We start from the raw sequence: 18149 nt of genomic DNA on the forward strand, positions 1-18149 counted from the left end.
GGTCTAGAGCCGGCCCGCGGCCTTCAGCGCCAGGTAGGCGTCCGCCAGCGCGGGCGCGATGTCCTCGGGCGGCGCGTCCACGACCTCGACGCCGTGCCGGCGCAGCCTGGCCGTGATGCGCCTGCGCGCGAGCTGGGCCTGCTCGGCCGCCGCCGCGTCGTAGACCTCCTCGGTGCTGCCGCGCCTGGCCGCCATGGCCGCCACCCGCGGGTCGGACACGCCCGCGACCAGCACCAGGTGCCGCGAGGACAGCTGCGACAACACCGGCATCAGGCCCTCGTCGAGCGCCGCCGCGTTGAGGTCGGTGAGCAGCACGACCAGGCAGCGCCGCTTGGCCCGGGACAGGACGGCGGCCACCATGCCCTGCCCGTCGGCCTCGACCAGCTCGGCCTCGATCGGCGCCATCACGTTGACCAGCGACGACAGCAGCTCGGTACGGGACGCGCCGCTCACCCACGCGCGCACCGCCCGGTCGTAGGCCAGGAAGTCGACCTGGTCGCCGGCCCTGGCGGCGAGCGCGGCCAGCAGCAGCGCCGCGTCCATCGACCAGTCGAGCCGCGGCCAGCCGGGGGCGGGCCGCGGGTCGGGACGTAGCAGCAGCCCCGGGCCCTGCGCGGCGGCTCCGGCCAGGGGCAGCGGCGCGTCGCCCACCCGGCCCGCCGACGTGCGGCCGGTGTCGAGCACGATCAGCACGCGCCGGTCGCGCTCCGGCCGCCACGTGCGCACGACCACGTCGTTGCGGCGCGCCGTGGCCCGCCAGTCGATGGACCGCACGTCGTCGCCCACCACGTACTCGCGCAGCGAGTCGAACTCGGTGCCCTGCCCGCGCACCAGCGCCGGATGCCGGCCGTCGAGCTCGCGCAGCCGCGCCAGCCTGGACGGCAGGTGCTTGCGCGACAGGAACGGCGGCAGCACCCGCACCGACCAGGGCGAACGGTGGCTGCCCTGACGGGCGGCCAGGCCGAGCGGCCCGACCGAGCGCACGGTCACCGCCACCGACGACCGGTCCCCGCGCCTGGTCGGGTTGAGCGTGACCACGATCCTGCGCCGCTCGCCGCCCGGCACGTCGAGCTCGGCGACCCGGGGGACGGCCCCGGCCGAGGGCGGCCAGGCGTCCCTGATCCGGCCGCGCACCCGCCGGCGGCCCGGGTTCTCCACGATCAGCTCGACCGTGGCCGTCTGCCCCAGCCGTACGAGCGTGTCGCCAGAACGGTGGAACCGCAGGGGCCGCACGGCGCCCGCGAACACCAGGTCCACGATGATCGCGGCGGCCAGCAGCAGGCAGACCCCGGCCAGCGCGGCCCCGGGCTGCGGCGCGAGCAGCACGACCACGATCCCGGCCGCGGCCAGCAGCCCGGCGCGTCCCGTCAGAGCCATCGGCGCCTCCCGGCCGAGCCCGCCGCGGACCTCTCGCGTGCGTCGGAGCGGGCCATCAGCGCGGGACCGGGACCGAGGCCAGGATGCCGTCGAGCAGGCCGTCGGCGGTCGCGCCCTCCAGCTCGGCCTCGGGCCGCAGCTGGACGCGGTGCCGCAGCGCCGGCCTGGCCAGCGCCTTCACGTCGTCGGGCGTCACGTAGGGGCGCCCGGACAGCCACGCCCACGCCCTGGAGGCGGCCAGCAGCGCCGTCGCGCCCCGCGGCGAGACGCCGAGCTGCAACGACGCCGAGCTCCTGGTCGCGCGGGCCACGTCGACGATGTAGCCGAGCACCTCGGGGGCCACGTGCACCTGGGAGACCGCCTCGCGGCCGGCCGCCAGGTCCTCGGCCGTGGCCACGGGCTTGACGTCGGACAGGTCGCGCGGGTCGAAGCCGCGCGCGTGCCGTTCGAGCACCGAGATCTCGTGGTCGCGCGGCGGCAGCGGCACGGTGAGCTTGAGCAGGAACCGGTCGAGCTGGGCCTCGGGGAGCTGGTAGGTGCCCTCGTACTCGACCGGGTTCTGGGTCGCGCAGACCACGAACGGGTCGGGCAGCGGACGGGCCGCGCCCTCCACGCTCACCTGCCGCTCCTCCATGGCCTCCAGCAGCGCCGCCTGCGTCTTGGGCGGGGTTCGGTTGATCTCGTCGGCGAGCAGCAGGTTCGTGAAGACCGGTCCCTCCCTGAACTCGAACTCGCTGGACTTCGCGTCGTAGATCAGCGAGCCGGTCACGTCGCCCGGCATCAGGTCGGGCGTGAACTGCACGCGCTTGAAGTCGAGCGACAGGGCCGCTGAGAGAGTGCGCACCATCAACGTCTTGGCCACGCCCGGCACGCCTTCGAGCAGCACGTGCCCCCGGCACAGCAGGGCGATGACGAGCCCGGTGACCACGGCGTCCTGGCCGACCACGGCCTTGGACACCTCGGCCCGCAGCGCGCCGAGCGCCTCCCTGGCCGCCTCGCCCGAGGGGGCCACGCGGAAAGTCTCCTCAGAGTTCACTGACCTGCCTTTCGATGGAGTCCAAGTACCCGGCCAGCGCGACGAGCCCGGCGTCGTCGGCCGGCGGCGGGCCGTACAGTGCGGCGCCGACCACCTGCGGGTCGTCGGCGATCCGTGCCGCCAGGGCCGCGACCAGCTCGTGCGGCCCGGCGCCCTGGGCCAGGCCCAGGCGGGGCGTGAGCCGGTCAACCGTGCCGGCGCGCAGCGAGTCGGCGGCCCGCTGCCTGGCCCTCCTGGCGCGGTAGAGCCTGCCGCGGCCCTCGACCGTCTCGGCGGCCCGCACGACGACGGGCAGTTTCTCGGTCACCACCGGTCCGAGGCGGCGCCCCCGCCAGAACGCGACGAGCGCCACGGTCAGGCAGGTCATCAGGATCGCCCAGGGCACGCTCGGGGGCATCAGCTCGTACATCGATTTGCCCTCGGAGCCGGGCAGGTCGAGCGGGGGCGGATTGTCCGGGCGGACCAGCCAGGTGACGGGCCTGCCGGTGCCGACGAGGTTGAGCGCGAGGGCCGCGTTGCCGTCCTCGGGCAGGCGCAGGTTGGTCATGAACGCGCCGTCGCCGACGACCGTGGTGGTGGCGCCGTCGCCGGTGCGGTAGCTGACCAGGGAGTAGCCGTCGCCCGCGGGGTAGCAGGAGGCGGCGCCGGGCGGGCCGTTCAGCACCAGGCCGCCGACGTGCGCGCTGCCGGCCCGCGTGGCGGCGGGCAGTGCGCACCCGGGCTCGCGGGAGCGCACCCGCGACGGCTCGCGCTCGGTGCTCGTGCCGGGGGCCAGCACGCCGAGGCCGGGCAGGTCGCCGACGATCAGCCGGTCGCCGGGGATCTCGGCGAGGCGGTGCTCGTCGAGGTAGGTCAGGTCGGTGACCAGCAGCAGCCGGCCGCCGCCCGCGGCCTTGGCGGCGGCCGCCTCGACCGAGTCGACCCGGTCGACCTGGACGCCCCGCGCCCGCAGCAGCTCCGCCAGCGCCTTCGACCCGGCGAGCGAGGTGTCAGAGGGGTCGAGGAACCGCGAGGGGCCCCGCTGCGGGCCGAGCAGCACCGCGGCCACCGCGACCAGGACGACGACCAGGCCCAGTACGACGATCATGCGGCTCGCCCGCCAGGTGGAGCGGGCAGTGGGAGAGGTGGCGGCTGAGGGCCCGGCGGCCCCCGGCGCGGAAGTGGCGACCGGGGTGGTGACTGGGGCGGCGACCGGGGCGGTGTTCGCGCTCGGCGCGCTGCCGGCCGCGGCCGGCTTCGAGTTCCAGACGCTCACGACGGCCCGCCTCCCACGGCGAGCGGGACGGGCCGCGCCTGGCGCAGCCGCTCGTCCAGGTCGCTCATCGCCTGGTACGCGGCCTGCGTGCCAGGCACGCCGCCGTAGCTGACGTCGTCGAACGAGCGCGCGGCGGCGGCCAGCTCGGCGGCGAAGCCGGGCAGCGCCCTGCCCGCCTCGGCGGCCAGCTCGTCGGCCGTGCGGCCCGGCATGCCGTCCACCAGGGCGCGTTCCTCCAGGTCGCGGGCGATGGCGCGGAGGCGTTCGCGGATGGCCTGCGTCCATTCGCCCTCGGCGGCCAGGCGTTCGGCGGCTCTGCGGTGCTCGGCGGCGTTGAGCACGCGCTCGCCGTAGAGGCCGCCGATGGCCATGGCGTTCCGCCGGGCGGTCCTGCGCAGCCGCCAGCCGACCAGCAGGATCACGCCCAGGATGATGAGCGTGATCACGACCGCGGCGATGATCCCGCCGGCCGGGCCGCCGCCCGTCACGGCGTCGGTCAGGTCGCCGATGAACTGGACGAAACGCCGGTAGAGCTGGTCGAACAGGGATTCCTTCTCGTATCCGGGCTTGAGGAGCTCCTCGGCCGCCTTGCGCGCCGCCTCCTCCCGGCCGACCGGGCTCACGACCGGGCTCACGACCTGGCTGAGTTGGACGGGTGCCAGAGATCGTCGGCCGAGGCGTGCACCCAACCCTGGCGCTGCTGCTCGATCGCCGCCGTCTGCAGCACGAGGTCGAACGCCTCGCCGCGCATGCGCCGGTCGGCGTAGAGCAGGCCGGAGACGCCGGCCTGGAAGGGATAGGCGAACATCGAGCTCAGCGTGGCGCCGGCGGCGATGAACACCGCCGCGACCACGGCCGAGCCCGGCGAGCCGCCGCCGAGCATGCCGATCAGCGTCCCGCCGAACGAGAACGGCACCGACAGCACCCCCGACACCAGGCCGACCAGCAGCGACGTCAGCAGCAGGATGCCGAGCACCCGCCAGAAGTCGCCGGTCACCAGGTGCCACGAGCGCCGCATCGCGTCGATCGGACCCCTGCCCTCCAGCACCACGGCGGGCGCGGCGAACGCGAAGCGCGTGGTGATGAACAGGTAGTAGGGGATGAACAGCAGGACGAACAGCCCCATCACGCCGATGGTCAGCCCGACGCCCTCGGAGGAGGAGACGTTCATCGCCAGCGCCACCACGATCAGCGCGAGGACGATCAGGGGCACGACCATCATGGCGGCCATCAGCCCGACGACCCCGAACAGCGCCGGGAGCCGGCCCTTGCTGAGGTGCCAGGCCTCGGCGGCGGTGATGTTGCCGCCGAAGACGGCCCGGCCGAGGATGCGCGTCAGCACGCCGGTCAGCACCGTGACCACGACGAACTGGATCGCGTACGAGGCGAACATGCCGCCGTACTGGGCGACGAGGCCGTAGAAGCTGTCGAGACCGGCGGAGGCGGCCTGCGGATCGTCGAGGATGTCACCCATCGAGCCGAGCATGACCGCCTGTCCCACGGCCAGCGGCACCGCGCCGAGCAGGGCGGCGACGGCGGACAGGCCGAGCACGGCCTTGGGGTTGGACCTGATCAGCTTGATCGTGCCGTCGAGGATGTCGCCGAGCCCCAGCGGCCGCAGCGGGATGATGCCGGGCCGCAGCGCGGGTGGCGGCATGTAGCCGTAGCCGGGCTGCTGGTAGCCGCCCTGCTGGTAGCCGGGCTGCTGATAGCCGGGCTGCTGATAGCCGGGCTGTTGGTGTCCCGGCTGTTGGTATCCGGGCTGGGGGTACCCCGGTTGCGGATGACCGGACTGCGGGTGGCCCGGCTGGGGGTAGGGTGGCTGAGGCCCCGGCGGGCCGTAGGGCGGCGGCTGGGGGGCTTCGCCCTGCGGCTCGTACGGTTGGCCGTACGGCGTCTGCGTGGGCGATCCCGGCGCGGTCCACGGTGAAGCCTGCGGGGCGCTGTAGGGCGGGGGCTGTTCGGCAGACCAGCCTGGGGGCGTCTCGGGCGTGCGTCCGTGACCGTCTGACATATCCCAATCCTGGCACGCTGGGCGGGTGGCTGGTGTCACCGAGGTGATTCGCCGGCTCATCTTGCCCTCATTTATCGGCGAAACGGGGCAAGGAAGGCAGCCGGGGATGGCCGAAAGTCGCTCCGTTACCGCAGACTGGGTTTGTGGTTGCCGGGGGAACCTAAAATTCGCCTTTCGTAGGGCTCATGTCCCACACATGGGCCGACCAAGGGTAACCTTCAGCGATCGTGCGGGTATGTCCCACAATGCGTAGAACGAATGAGGGGCCATGAAAGGTCGCGTGCTGGTCGTCGACGACGACGCCGCTCTCGCCGAGATGCTCGGCATCGTGTTGCGCGGAGAAGGCTTCGAGCCGTCCTTCGTCTCCGACGGCGACAAGGCCCTCGACGCGTTCCGGGATACACGCCCGGACCTTGTCCTGCTCGACCTGATGCTGCCGGGCGCCGACGGCATCGACGTGGCGCGCAGGATCAGGGCGGAGTCGGGGGTGCCGATCGTGATGCTCACCGCCAAGAGCGACACGATCGACGTCGTGCTCGGGCTGGAGTCCGGCGCCGACGACTACATCGTCAAGCCGTTCAAGCCCAAGGAGCTCGTGGCGCGGGTGCGGGCGCGGCTGCGCCGCACCGACGAGCCGACGCCCGAGATCCTGCAGATCGGCGACATCACCATCGACGTGGCCGGCCACTCGGTCAAGCGCGGCGAGGAGACGATCAACCTCACGCCGCTGGAGTTCGACCTGCTCGTCGCCCTGGCCCGCAAGCCGCGCCAGGTCTTCACCCGCGAGGTCCTGCTGGAGCAGGTCTGGGGCTACCGGCACGCCGCCGACACCCGGCTGGTGAACGTGCACGTGCAGCGACTCCGCGCCAAGATCGAGAAGGACCCCGAGCACCCCGAGATCGTCGTGACGGTCCGCGGCGTGGGCTACAAAGCCGGCCCCGCCTAGCCTTCGCCCCGCCCCGCCATGCCCCCGACCAGAAAAGCCCGCCGACGGACGATCCGCCAGATTCTCGGCGGCGTCCGCCGGAGGGTGCGCCGTGCGGCGGGCCGGGTGCGCAGCGTGTGGCGGCGCTCGCTCCAGCTCCAGGTGGTCACCAGCACACTGGTGATCTCCGTGACCGTCGTGGTCGTCCTCGGCACGTTCCTGTCCGACGAGATCAACCGGTCCGTGGTCGCGAGCAGCCAGCAGTCGTCGCTCAACGAGGCGTACGCCGACCGCCTGCAGATCGCCGACGCGCTGATCCCGCCCTCCGACGACGGCGCCAAGGCCCCCGACACCGACCAGAAGGTCAACCCGCTCGACGAGGTCATGGACACCGTCACCGGGTCGGGCGAGGACGGGTCCAAGAAGCGCTACGACGTCCTCATACTCAACGAGGCCAAGCCCGGCATGTCGCGGGCCTCGGGCCGGGTGGTGCAGGCCGACGTGCCCGCCTCGCTCCGGCAGCGCCTGCAGAAGTACATGAACCGGGCCGAGTACGGCAAGACCGAGATCCAGATCGAGTCGATCAGGTTCGCCGGGCAGAGCCAGGCCACGCTGACGTTCGTGGTCGGCGGCGTCGTGCACGAGCCCACGACCGGCCAGGACTACCAGGTCTACCACTTCTTCCCGTTCAGCGAGGAAGAGGAGCTGCTGTCCAACGTCCGGCTGGCCATCGTCGTGGTGGGGCTCGGGCTCGTGCTGCTGCTGGCCGCCATCGCGTACCTGGTCGCGCGGCAGGTCGTCACGCCCGTGCGGCTGGCCCGCCAGGCCGCCGAGCGCCTGGCCGCCGGCAAGCTGGACGAACGCCTCAAGGTGCGCGGCGAGGACGACCTGGCCCGCCTGGCGAACTCGTTCAACGAGATGGCCGCCAACCTGGCGCTCAAGATCCACCAGCTTGAGGAGCTGTCGCAGGTCCAGCGCCAGTTCGTCTCCGACGTCTCCCACGAGCTGCGCACGCCGCTGACCACCGTCCGCATGGCCGCCGACCTGCTGTACGACGCCCGCGAGGACTTCGACCCCATGGCCGCCCGCTCGGCCGAGCTGATGCAGGCCCAGCTCGAACGGTTCGAGTCGATGCTGGCCGACCTGCTGGAGATCAGCCGCTACGACGCCGGCGCCGCCACGCTCGACGTCGACTCCGTGGACATGCGCGACGTCGTCCACCGGGCCATCGCCGACTCCGAGGCGCTGGCCGAGCGCCACTCCACCCGCTTCGACATCCGCCTGCCGCACGAGCCGTGCATGGTCGAGGTCGACAACCGCCGCGTCGAGCGCATCCTGCGCAACCTGCTGTTCAACGCCATCGAGCACGGCGAGGGCAGGGAGATCGTGGTGACCGTGGGGGCCGACCGAGACGCCGTCGCCGTCGCCGTGCGCGACCACGGGATCGGGCTCAAGCCGGGCGAGGAGACGATGGTCTTCGACCGGTTCTGGCGGGCCGACCCGTCCAGGGCCAGGACCATCGGCGGCACCGGGCTCGGCCTGGCCATCTCCCGCGAGGACGCCACGCTGCACGGCGGCTGGCTCCAGGCGTGGGGGCAGCCGGGCGAGGGCTCGCAGTTCCGCCTCACGCTGCCCAGGCTGGCCGGCGCCGACCTGAAGGGCTCGCCGCTGTCGCTGGTGCCGCCCGAGATCGAGATGCGGCGCACCTGGCGCAGCCACATGACGCCGGTGCTGCTCCCGGCCTCGGGGGACGGAGGCGGCCATGAGGAGGACTAGACGGGTGGGCGCCGCGGTCGCCCTCGCCGCGGCCGTGGCCTGCGCGGGCTCGGGGTGCACCGTGATCCCGGTGAGCGGGCCGTACACGGTGAGCGACACCGGGGGCGGCGATCCGCTGAACAAGCCGTTCCAGCGCATGATCGCCGTCCCGCCGCGCGACGACTGGAACCCCGAGTACCTCATCAAGGGGCTCCAGGCGGCCATGGCGGCCTACCCCGACGACCCCACCGTGCTGGCCAGGTACCTGACGCCGAAGGCCCAGGCCAAGTGGAAGGCGTCCGGGCCGGTGACGGTGATCGAGGACGCGTACCAGGTGGACCCCCCGGGGGAGGGCGACGAGCCGGAGACGTACGGGCTCAAGGGCAAGCAGGTCGCCCGCATCGACCCCGACGACGCGTACGTGCCGCTGTCGGGGAACGCGCCCGAGCGGCTGTTCGTGCTGAAGAAGGACGCCCGGGGCGTCTACCGCGTCGACGACCTGCCGGACGGGCTGCTGCTCACCAAGTCCGACGTGGCGCGGGCGTACCGCCTGACCAACCTGTACTACCTCAACAGCGCCCGCGAGCGCCTGGTCGTCGACCGGGTGTGCCTGCGGCTCAAGCCGACCGAGACCTTCGCCCAGACCATCGTCAAGCGGCTGCTCAAGGGGCCGAGCGGCGCGCTGCGCGGCGCTGTGGGCACCGTCTTCCCCGAGGGCACGCAGGTCGAGTCGGTCGGCACCGGCGAGGACCGCGTCCTGATCAACTTCTCGGGCCCGCTCCTGCCGCTCGACCTGGGCGAGAAGGCCGCCCTGGTGGCGCAGCTCAAGTACAGCCTGACCAGCAACAAGGTCGCCAACAGCCGCACCATCGAGGTGCAGGTCGACGGCGAGCAGTACTGGACCGAGCCGCCCAACCTGGAGGCCCACTGGCTGGACAACGGCGGCGGCACGCCGTACTACACCAGCAAGGGGTCCGTGCACGTCATGAGCCCCGAGGGCCCAGGAATCGCCGTGTCCGGGCCGGCGGGGGAGGGGAACACCGACTTCAAGGCGTTCGCGCTGTCCACGCAGCAGACCGGCGCGATCGTCGCGGCGCGCACCTCCACCGGCATCTCGATCGCCGGGCTCACCCCCGAGGGCCGCTGGCAGCAGGTCGTCGAGGGCGCCGACCTCACCGACCCCACCTGGCGCCGCGACGGCTCCCTGTGGACGTTCGACCAGCACAACAAGGTGGTCCTGCGGTACGACCCCAACGGCGGCCGCGGCCCCGAGCGCGTCTCCGCCCCCGGGCTCGACGGCCTCGACGTCACCGCGTTCCGGATCGCCAGGGACGGCGTGCGGGTGGCCCTGCGCACCGGCAAGAACACCGTGCAGCTCGGGGCGCTGAGCGAGGGGCTCAACGGGCCCATGCTCGGCAACCTCCAGACGCTGACCTCGACGGAGGTCGAGTACGAGATCGAGGACATCGCCTGGGAGGACGACGAGCACCTGCTGGTCCTCATCAAGAGCAAGGCCGGGCAGATCCTGAACGAGATCGACATCGGCGACGGCGAGACCATCGGGATCCCGCTGAAGGACCGGCTGGCGGGGGTGACGGCGCTGAACGGGCGGGTGCTCGCGGAGGCGAGCACCGAGAAGGGCCCCAAGATCATCGAGCTCAACCAGGACCGCCAGGGCTGGACCAGCAAGATCGAACCCAACGCCAAGAACCCCTTCTTCCCCCTAGGCTGAACCCGCCCCCCCGGACTGCCTTCCGCGTAAGGGTGCGCCCCCGTCTTTCGCCTGGGCTCGGGGGCGCATGGTCCTCCGCCTGGACTCAGAGGGCGTCCTCTTTCGCCTGGGCTTGGTTGTCCCTGGGGTGGTCCTCCGCCTGGGCTGAGAACCCGTCCCCCGGGCCGGAGCCGGGGAACTGTCGGTGGTGGGGTGCATGCTGGGGCGCGTGTTGGCGGGGGTGCTTGATGTGTTTCTGCCGCAGTCCTGCGTGGGCTGCGGGCGTGCCGGGGCGCGGTGTTGCGCCGAATGCGCGGCCGGGATGGCGGTCGCGCCCGCCAGGCGCGGGCCTGAGCCGGGCCCGCCCGGCCTGCCCGAGTGCTGGTCGGCCACGTCGTACGAGGGCGCGGCCCGCGCGGCGATCCTGGCGTACAAGGAGCGGGGGGCGGTGGGGCTGGCCGGCGTGCTGGCGCAGGTGCTGGCGTTCACCGTGCTCACGGCGCTGGGCGCGGCGGCCGGGACCGGGGCCGGATGGGCGCGGGGGCCGTTCGCCGTCGTGCCGGTGCCGAGCGCGAGGAGGGCGCTGCGGGTCCGTGGGCACGATCCCATGGGCCGGGTGGCGGTGCTCGTCGCCCGTCATCTGGTCGCGTCCGGCGTGCGGGCCGAGCCGTGGGCGGCGCTGCGGCAGGCTCGGCGGGTGGCCGACCAGGCGGGCCTGAGTTCCACGCAGCGCGCCGCGAACCTCGCCGGGTCCCTCTGTGTGGCCGGGCGCGTGAAAGGCCCTCCAGCGCCGTCTGCGGTGCTGCTGGACGACGTCCTGACCACCGGCGCCTCGCTCACCGAAGCCGCGCGAGCACTGCGCGCCGCCGGTCTGCGGGTGCCGTTGGCGGCCACCGTCGCCGCGACACGCCGAAGATCTTGAAATCGCTCTGCATCACTGTCGGTAAAGAAAGATCCAATTCTTGGGGACGTCTTGAAGAGGGGATGTCTCTTCCCGGGAACAAGAGGTGGCACAGCTCAGGCGACCGGAAGCCGCGTGGCCGCAGGGGTTGGCGACCGCCGGTGCCGGGGTCATTCGGACGTCCGGAACTCCGGGAAAATCACGGAAAGTGATCCTTTGGCCGAGCCTCCGGCTGACATTCGCCCAGGATGCGGATAGCGTTCTGACATGGCACCCGTCCGGGTCCGTGGTTGCGCAGAGTCGGTGTCCCCGGCTCTGCTAGCCGAGGCCAGCCGCAGGCAAAACGGTCCACGTAAGGCGACTCTTTGTCGACCGATCACGGTGCGGCTTAGGGGTAAGTCCTGCCTTCCCGAGGGTCCAGATGTCCCTCGCCAGAAGAGAAGGGCAGTAGTGGCAACAGAGCTGCGAAATCCTCAGCAGGCGAATGTGGGGTCGAAGACCAGGTCGGCCGGACGGGTGCCACCCGAGAACCCGGTGACGTCGTGGCGGAAGAGGGTAGCGGTGACAGAGAGGCGGACAGGAAACCCCGTCCGGTACGCACATCGTCGGGCGCTCTTGCTCAGTCGTTAGACGAAGGGGGGCTGTTGCATGGACATCATCGTCAAGGGTCGGCACACAGGAGTGAGTGACCGGTTCCGAGACCAGGTGACGACCAAGCTGGCCAGGATCGAACGTCTGGACAACAAACTCATCCGAGTCGATGTGGAGGTGTCCAAAGAACGCAACCCTCGCCTCGCCGACCAGCGCGAGCGCGTCGAACTCACCATCCATTCGAAAGGCCCGGCCATCCGCGCCGAAGCCTCGGCCGACGACCGGTTCGTAGCCCTCGACCTAGCCCTCGACAAGCTGGAAGGCCGCCTCCGCCGGCTGGCCGACCGGCGCAAGGTCCATCACGGCAACCACTGCCCGCCCTCGGTGGCGGAGCTCACCGCCACGCTCCCTGACGTCGCCGGCCCGCCGTCCCGGGGAGCCAAGCCCGTCCCCGAGCCGGCCGAGTCCTACGAGGACCTGCCGGTGCAGGAGGACAAGCTCGACGACGACATCGTCCCGATCGAGATGGACGGCGACGGCCCGCTCGTCGTGCGGGAGAAGTTCCACAGAGCGGAACCCATGACCATCGACCAGGCCATGCTCGAGATGGAACTGGTCGGGCACGACTTCTACCTGTTCCGTGACAAGGAGAGCGGCCTGCCGAGCGTGGTCTACAACCGGCGCGGGTACAACTACGGCGTGTTGCGGCTCGTAGAGCCCTGATCGCACACCGGAAGATCTTCTCGACCACCCGAGGACCGTGCCATACGTGCCATCATGGCGGTCCGACGGCTCTGGCCCCCCGACGAGGAGGAGACGTGAGCGAGCTCAGTCAGGTTCAGATGAGCGAGCGAAGCGAGGGTACTGACGGGACAACCGCCATGCGGACCGCCGCTACGGCCCCGACCGGGCGTGACAGCGGAGCGGCCGTCCGATGAGCAGGTTCCCCGTGAGCAAGGCAGGCGCAAGTCGGACCGAGGAGGGCTCGTGACCGAGTCCGGCGAGGTCCGCACGGCAGACAGCGAGCCGATCCGCGTGCTGATCGTTGACGATCACGAGCTGATCCGGCGAAGCCTGGCGTTGACGCTGGCCGCGGAGCCCGACATCGAGGTGGTCGGTGAGGCGAGCGACGGGCAGGAGGCGGTCGAACTGGCCGATCGCCTCATGCCCGACGTCGCGCTGATGGACGTGCGCATGCCCCGGCAGGACGGGATCGAGGCGACCAAGAGCATCAGGGCGTCCGTCCCGAGCACCCGCATCATCATGCTGACGGTGAGCGACGAGGAGGAGGACCTCTTCGAGGCCATCAAGGCCGGCGCCACCGGATACCTGCTGAAGGACGTGCAGATCAACGACGTGCCCGCCGCGGTGCGGGGCGTGCACGAGGGCCAGTCCTTAATCAACCCGGCGATGGCCGCCAAGCTCATCAGCGAGTTCGCGAACATGAGCCGCAAGGAGGCCGAACGCCCGCCGCAGCTCCCCGTGCCCCGGCTGACCGACCGCGAGATGGAGGTCCTGCGCCTGGTCGCCAAGGGCATGAACAACCGCGAGATCGCCAAGCAGCTGTTCATCTCCGAGAACACGGTGAAGAACCACGTCCGCAACATCCTCGACAAGCTTCAGCTGCACTCGCGGATGGAAGCGGTGGTCTACGCGGTACGCGAACGCATGCTGGAGATCACCTGACCCTGGCGCGGGCCCGTGCAGAGGCCGCCGGCCGTGGCGGGCGCGGCCGTGGTGCCGGCCCGCTGACGAGCTACGGCCGGGGCGCGGTCAGGAGGTGGGCGAGCTCCGGAGGGTCGGTGCGTTCGACGCGGACGGCGTCGCAGCCCACCCAGTCGGCGGCCGACCACAGGGCGTCGCGCAGGGCGTCGGCCCACTTGGCCGGGGACAGGCCGGGCTCCAGGTGGACCTGACGGGCGACCAGGGTGGTGCCCTCACGAGCCGGGTCGACCCGGCCGATCAGGCGGCCCCCGGCCAGCACCGGCATCGTGAAGTAGCCGTGGACGCGCTTCTCCTTGGGCACGTAGAGCTCAAGCTGGTACTTGAAGCCGAAGACGCGCTCGGTGCGGCCGCGGTGCCAGATCAGGGAGTCGAACGGCGACAGCAGCGTCGTGCGATGGCGGCCGCGCGGCTCGGACTCCAGCGCCTGCGGATCGGCCCACGCGTTGGCCTGGCCCTTCTTGGCCGGCCAGCCCGCCACCTTGACCGGCACCAGCCCGGCGGCGCCGCTGAGCAGGGCCTGGTCGAGCATCGCCGCGTACTTGCCCTTGAGCCGCAGGAAGTCGAGCAGGTCGGTACGGTTGGCCACCCCGAGCGACCGGCCCGCGATGGCGGCCAGCAGGACGACGCACTCCTCGTCGGGCAGGTCGTCGGCCAGCAGGTCGGCGGGCACCACGCGCTCGGTCAGGTCGTAGACGCGGCGCCAGCCGACGCGGCGCACGCAGGTGATCTCACCGATGTCGAGCAGCCACTCCAGCCCGATCTTGGAGTCGGACCAGTCCCACCACGGGCCGCCGTTCTTGGCGCCGCCGACGTCGGACGTCGTGAGCGGGCCCGAGTCGCGCACCTGCTGCAGCAGCTTGTCGACGCTGTCGGGCACCTCGTGCCAGCGGTAGCGCCGGTCGCGGTAGGCGCGGCGCCGGAAGGCGTAGAGCGGCCAGTGCTCGATGGGCAGGATGCAGGCGGCGTGACACCAGTACTCGAAGCTCTGGGCGGGATCGTGCCAGTAGGCGCGCTCGACCGTGGGCCTGCCCACCGCGCCCAGGCGCGCGTAGGCGACCAGCTCGTGGGAGCGGGCCAGGACGGAGATCGTGTCGAGCTGTACGGCGCCGAGCCGGCGAAGCATGCCGCGCACCCCGCCCTTGCGCGCGTCGGCGCCGATGAGCCCCTGGGCGCGCAGGATGACCCGGCGCGCCTCGTCGGCGGTCAGGTCGGTCACGTTCGTCATGCGGCGAACCCCGGGAGGCTTTGGGGGACGGTAGGGCTATCCATGGGAGGAATTTAGCGGCGCCCACCGACAGAATCGGCCCACCCCCGGGCACGCCCTGGACCGGAAGGGCGGGCCGGGAGAGACGCGCCATGCAGGGGGCGGGAGCGGCGGGGCGGGGGCGACACGCCGATGTACCGGGGTTGGGGAATTGGATGCCGAGAAGAAAGAGTCCAGGAGGGGGCCTGGCATGGGAACGGCGGGCGCCCGGTTCGTCGGGGCCCGCCGTGTGCCGGGTGGGTCAGCGGTGGTCTTCGGCGCGCATGCCGACGCGGGGGGCGTCGATCACCACGTCCGTGAAGATGTCGAAGACGAGGGCGAGGATGCCGCCGACGACGAACACGCCGGCGCCGACCCAGACCAGCGTCCAGTTGTCGGCCGTCAGCCCGAAGCCGGCCACGATGGTGCCCACCACCATGACAGTCACGGCCAGCCACGAGGAGGCGCGCCCGCCGTGGTTGCCGAGATTCTCCGTGTGCTCGGACTTCTTCCCCTCAACCATGACTAAATCCTTCCTTTGCCGGATATCCCGCTATTGGTGCGAACCGGCGCTCAACCGGCATACCCTCTGCCTTGGCCCCATTCTCCCAGACGTGTCCGGCGCCCTCGTCGTCACGGTGGCTGTGTCTGGTTGCGGAACCGCCTACGATGGCAACCGGGGAAGTTTGTCTCGGCCTCTCCTCCTGGCGGCGCCGCCGGGGTAGACCTGCGAGGAGCTTTACATAAAGTGGCAGCCATTCTCGACAAGATCCTACGTGCCGGCGAAGGCAAGACTCTGCGCAAGCTCAAGCGGATCGCCGATCAGGTCAACTCCATCGAGGACGACTTCACGAGCCTGTCCGACGCGGAGTTGCGCGCGCTGACCGACGAGTTCAAGCAGCGTTACGCCGACGGCGAGAGCCTCGACGACCTGCTTCCCGAGGCGTTCGCGACCGTCCGCGAGGCGGCTCGCCGCGTGCTCGGCCAGCGGCACTTCGACGTGCAGATCATGGGCGGCGCCAACCTCCACCTCGGCAACATCTCCGAGATGCGCACCGGTGAGGGCAAGACCCTGACCTGTACGTTGCCCGCCTATCTCAACGCCCTGTCCGGCAAGGGCGTCCACGTGGTCACGGTCAACGACTACCTGGCCAAGCGCGACGCCGAGACCATGGGCCGCGTGCACCGCTTCCTCGGGCTGGAGGTCGGCTGCATCGTGTCCGGGCAGGCGCCCGACGAGCGTCGCAAGCAGTACGAGGCCGACATCACGTACGGCACCAACAACGAGTTCGGCTTCGACTACCTGCGCGACAACATGGCGTGGTCGCTGGAGGAGTGCGTCCAGCGCGGCCACAACTTCGCGGTCGTCGACGAGGTCGACTCGATCCTCATCGACGAGGCCCGCACGCCGCTGATCATCTCCGGCCCCGGCGAGCAGTCGGGCAAGTGGTACAGCGAGTTCGCCAAGATCGTTCCGCGGCTGCGCAAGGGCGTCGAGGCGAAGAACCCGGGCGAGGAGAGCACCGGCGACTACATCGTCGACGAGAAGAAGCGCACGGTCGGCATCCTGGAGGCCGGCGTCGAGAAGGTCGAGGACTGGCTCGGCATCGACAACCTCTACAAGCCCGAGCACACCCACCTGGTCGGCTTCCTGAACAACGCGCTCAAGGCGAAAGAGCTGTTCAAGAAGGACAAGGACTACATCGTCGCCGACGGCGAGGTGCTCATCGTCGACGAGTTCACCGGCCGCGTGCTGCACGGCCGGCGCTACAACGAGGGCATGCACCAGGCCATCGAGGCCAAGGAAGGCGTGAAGATCAAGGACGAGAACCAGACTCTCGCCACGGTCACCCTCCAGAACTACTTCCGCCTCTACGCCAAGCTGTCCGGCATGACCGGCACGGCCGCCACCGAGGCCAACGAGTTCCACCAGACGTACAAGCTGGGCGTCGTCCCGATCCCGACCAACCGGCCGATGGTCCGCAAGGACCAGCCGGACGTCGTCTACAAGACCGAGGACGCCAAGTTCAACGCGGTCGTCGAGGATATCAAGGAGCGTTACGAGGCCGGTCAGCCGGTCCTCGTGGGCACCACGTCGGTGGAGAAGTCCGAGCGGCTGTCCAAGGCGCTCAAGCGGCGCGGCGTGCCGCACGAGGTGCTCAACGCGAAGAACCACGCGCGTGAGGCGTCGATCATCGCCGAGGCGGGCCGCAAGGGCGCCGTCACCGTCGCCACGAACATGGCCGGTCGAGGCACCGACATCATGCTCGGCGGCAACTCCGAGTTCCGCGCCGACCTCGAACTGCGCCAGCGCGGCCTCGACCCGGTCGACACGCCGGAGGAGTACGAGAAGGCCTACCCCGAGGCGCTGGAGAAGGCCAGGGCGGCCGTCAAGGCCGAGCACGACGAGGTCACCCAGCTCGGCGGCCTCTACGTCCTCGGCACCGAGCGGCACGAGTCGCGCCGCATCGACAACCAGCTCCGCGGCCGTTCCGGCCGTCAGGGCGACCCCGGCGAGTCGCGCTTCTACCTCTCGCTCGGCGACGACCTCATGCGCCTGTTCAACGCGGCCAGGGTCGAGCTGATCATGAACAGGCTGAGCATCCCCGACGACCAGCCGATCGAGTCGGGCATCGTCTCCAAGGCCATCGCCTCCGCCCAGCACCAGGTCGAGCAGCAGAACTTCGAGATCCGCAAGGAAGTTCTGAAGTACGACGAGGTCATGAACCGGCAGCGCAAGGTGATCTACTCCGAGCGCCGCCGCGTGCTGGAGGGCGCCGACCTGCACGACCAGGTGCGCGGCTTCATCGGCGACGTGATCGACGGCTACGTCGCGGGCGCCACCTCCGAGGGCTTCGCCGAGGAGTGGGACCTCGACCGGCTGTGGAAGGCGTTCGGCGAGCTCTACCCGGTCACGGTCACCATCGACAACCTCGTCGAGGAGGCCGGCAGCCGCGAGGAGCTGACCGCCGAGTTCATCTCCGAGAAGATCAAGGCCGACGCCCTGGAGGCGTACGCCAGGCGCGAGGAGCAGCTCGGGGCGGAGGCCACGCGCAACTTCGAGCGTCAGGTCATCCTGTCGGTGCTCGACCGCAAGTGGCGCGAGCACCTCTACGAGATGGACTACCTGCGCGAGGGCATCGGCATGCGGGCCTACGCGCAGAAGGACCCGCAGATCGAGTACCAGCGCGAGGGCTTCGAGATGTTCTCCGCGATGCTGGAGGGCATCAAGGAGGACTCCGTCGGCTTCCTGTTCAACCTCGAGGTCGAGGTGCAGGAGAACCCGATCGTCGAGGAGGAGGACGCCGCGGTCACCGAGACGCGGTCGATCATCTCCACCGCCCTGCGCGCGCCGCAGCGCCCGGCCGAGCTCGAGTACTCCGCCCCGGGCGAGCAGGGCGACGTCGAGCACACGCGGGTGCGCACCACGTCGGCCGAGCGGGCCGCGTACGGGAACGTCGAGCGCAACGCGCCCTGCCCCTGCGGCTCGGGCAAGAAGTACAAGCGCTGCCACGGCGACCCGAAGAACGCCGTCTGACCCGCTGAGGCGAGCCTGAACGGGCCCCCGTCCCCCTGCGCGAGCAGGAGGGCGGGGGCTTCGTCGTCGGCGCGGGGG

14 protein-coding genes are annotated in these 18149 nt (G+C 71.2%); 7 read left to right on the forward strand and 7 right to left on the reverse strand.

The genetic code is table 11. The features are described from left to right. Positions 1–3: 3 nt before the first annotated feature. The 5 genes from ACIBQ6_RS25620 to ACIBQ6_RS25640 are packed head-to-tail and all read right to left on the reverse strand — an operon-like array spanning position 4 to position 5682. Complete coding sequence (locus ACIBQ6_RS25620) at positions 4–1377, reverse strand: DUF58 domain-containing protein (RefSeq protein WP_397214900.1); 1374 nt, start codon at positions 1375–1377, stop codon at positions 4–6. A gap of 55 nt (positions 1378–1432) precedes the next feature. Then, positions 1433–2389: a MoxR family ATPase gene (locus ACIBQ6_RS25625; RefSeq protein ID WP_358282759.1), complete on the reverse strand. Its 957-nt coding sequence runs from the start codon at positions 2387–2389 to the stop codon at positions 1433–1435. 13 nt (positions 2390–2402) lie between these two features. Continuing rightward, positions 2403–3668 (reverse strand): DUF4350 domain-containing protein, encoded by a 1266-nt coding sequence (locus ACIBQ6_RS25630; protein WP_397214902.1) that lies wholly within the window; start codon positions 3666–3668, stop codon positions 2403–2405. After that, on the reverse strand, positions 3665–4303 hold the full coding sequence (locus tag ACIBQ6_RS25635; protein WP_397214904.1) for a DUF4129 domain-containing protein: 639 nt from the start codon (positions 4301–4303) through the stop codon (positions 3665–3667). The genes ACIBQ6_RS25630 and ACIBQ6_RS25635 overlap by 4 nt, the downstream gene beginning before the upstream one ends. After that, complete coding sequence (locus tag ACIBQ6_RS25640; RefSeq protein WP_397214906.1) at positions 4300–5682, reverse strand: glycerophosphoryl diester phosphodiesterase membrane domain-containing protein; 1383 nt, start codon at positions 5680–5682, stop codon at positions 4300–4302. Before ACIBQ6_RS25640 ends, ACIBQ6_RS25635 begins: the two co-directional genes overlap by 4 nt. A gap of 268 nt (positions 5683–5950) precedes the next feature. Here ACIBQ6_RS25640 and mtrA point away from each other — a divergent pair, with 268 nt between their 5' ends. From mtrA to ACIBQ6_RS25670, 6 genes are all read left to right on the forward strand, one after another. Beyond that, positions 5951–6628, forward strand: a complete 678-nt coding sequence (mtrA, locus tag ACIBQ6_RS25645; protein ID WP_043620615.1) for an MtrAB system response regulator MtrA — start codon at positions 5951–5953, stop codon at positions 6626–6628. An 18-nt stretch (positions 6629–6646) separates the two neighbouring features. Then, entirely contained in the window at positions 6647–8383 is a 1737-nt protein-coding gene (gene mtrB / locus ACIBQ6_RS25650) for an MtrAB system histidine kinase MtrB (protein ID WP_397164989.1), read from the forward strand. Beyond that, positions 8370–10094, forward strand: a complete 1725-nt coding sequence (locus ACIBQ6_RS25655; protein ID WP_358282768.1) for an LpqB family beta-propeller domain-containing protein — start codon at positions 8370–8372, stop codon at positions 10092–10094. The genes mtrB and ACIBQ6_RS25655 overlap by 14 nt, the downstream gene beginning before the upstream one ends. A 301-nt stretch (positions 10095–10395) precedes the next feature. Beyond that, positions 10396–10995 carry a ComF family protein gene (locus ACIBQ6_RS25660; RefSeq protein ID WP_397214908.1) on the forward strand — a complete coding sequence of 200 codons (600 nt, stop codon included), beginning with the start codon at positions 10396–10398 and terminating at the stop codon, positions 10993–10995. Positions 10996–11622: 627 nt separating this feature from the next. Beyond that, a complete protein-coding gene (hpf, locus tag ACIBQ6_RS25665) occupies positions 11623–12288 on the forward strand; it encodes a ribosome hibernation-promoting factor, HPF/YfiA family (RefSeq protein ID WP_358282772.1) in 666 nt (221 codons plus the stop codon). 264 nt (positions 12289–12552) lie between these two features. Next, the gene (locus tag ACIBQ6_RS25670; protein WP_352326269.1) at positions 12553–13251 is read left to right on the forward strand and encodes a response regulator transcription factor; all 699 of its coding nucleotides are present in this window, start codon (positions 12553–12555) and stop codon (positions 13249–13251) included. A 70-nt stretch (positions 13252–13321) separates the two neighbouring features. On the opposite strand, the gene ACIBQ6_RS25675 is transcribed toward ACIBQ6_RS25670, so the two are convergent. Further along, positions 13322–14515, reverse strand: a complete 1194-nt coding sequence (locus ACIBQ6_RS25675) for a DNA glycosylase AlkZ-like family protein (protein WP_352349285.1) — start codon at positions 14513–14515, stop codon at positions 13322–13324. 280 nt (positions 14516–14795) lie between these two features. Next, positions 14796–15056, reverse strand: coding sequence for an HGxxPAAW family protein (locus ACIBQ6_RS25680; RefSeq protein WP_357970282.1), 261 nt, complete (start codon positions 15054–15056; stop codon positions 14796–14798). Positions 15057–15281: 225 nt separating this feature from the next. Here ACIBQ6_RS25680 and secA point away from each other — a divergent pair, with 225 nt between their 5' ends. After that, complete coding sequence (gene secA / locus ACIBQ6_RS25685) at positions 15282–18071, forward strand: preprotein translocase subunit SecA (RefSeq protein WP_358282774.1); 2790 nt, start codon at positions 15282–15284, stop codon at positions 18069–18071. Positions 18072–18149: the final 78 nt, after the last annotated feature.

The sequence above is a fragment of the Nonomuraea sp. NPDC049655 genome (assembly GCF_044465465.1).
In the GTDB taxonomy this organism is placed as follows: Bacteria; Actinomycetota; Actinomycetes; order Streptosporangiales; family Streptosporangiaceae; genus Nonomuraea.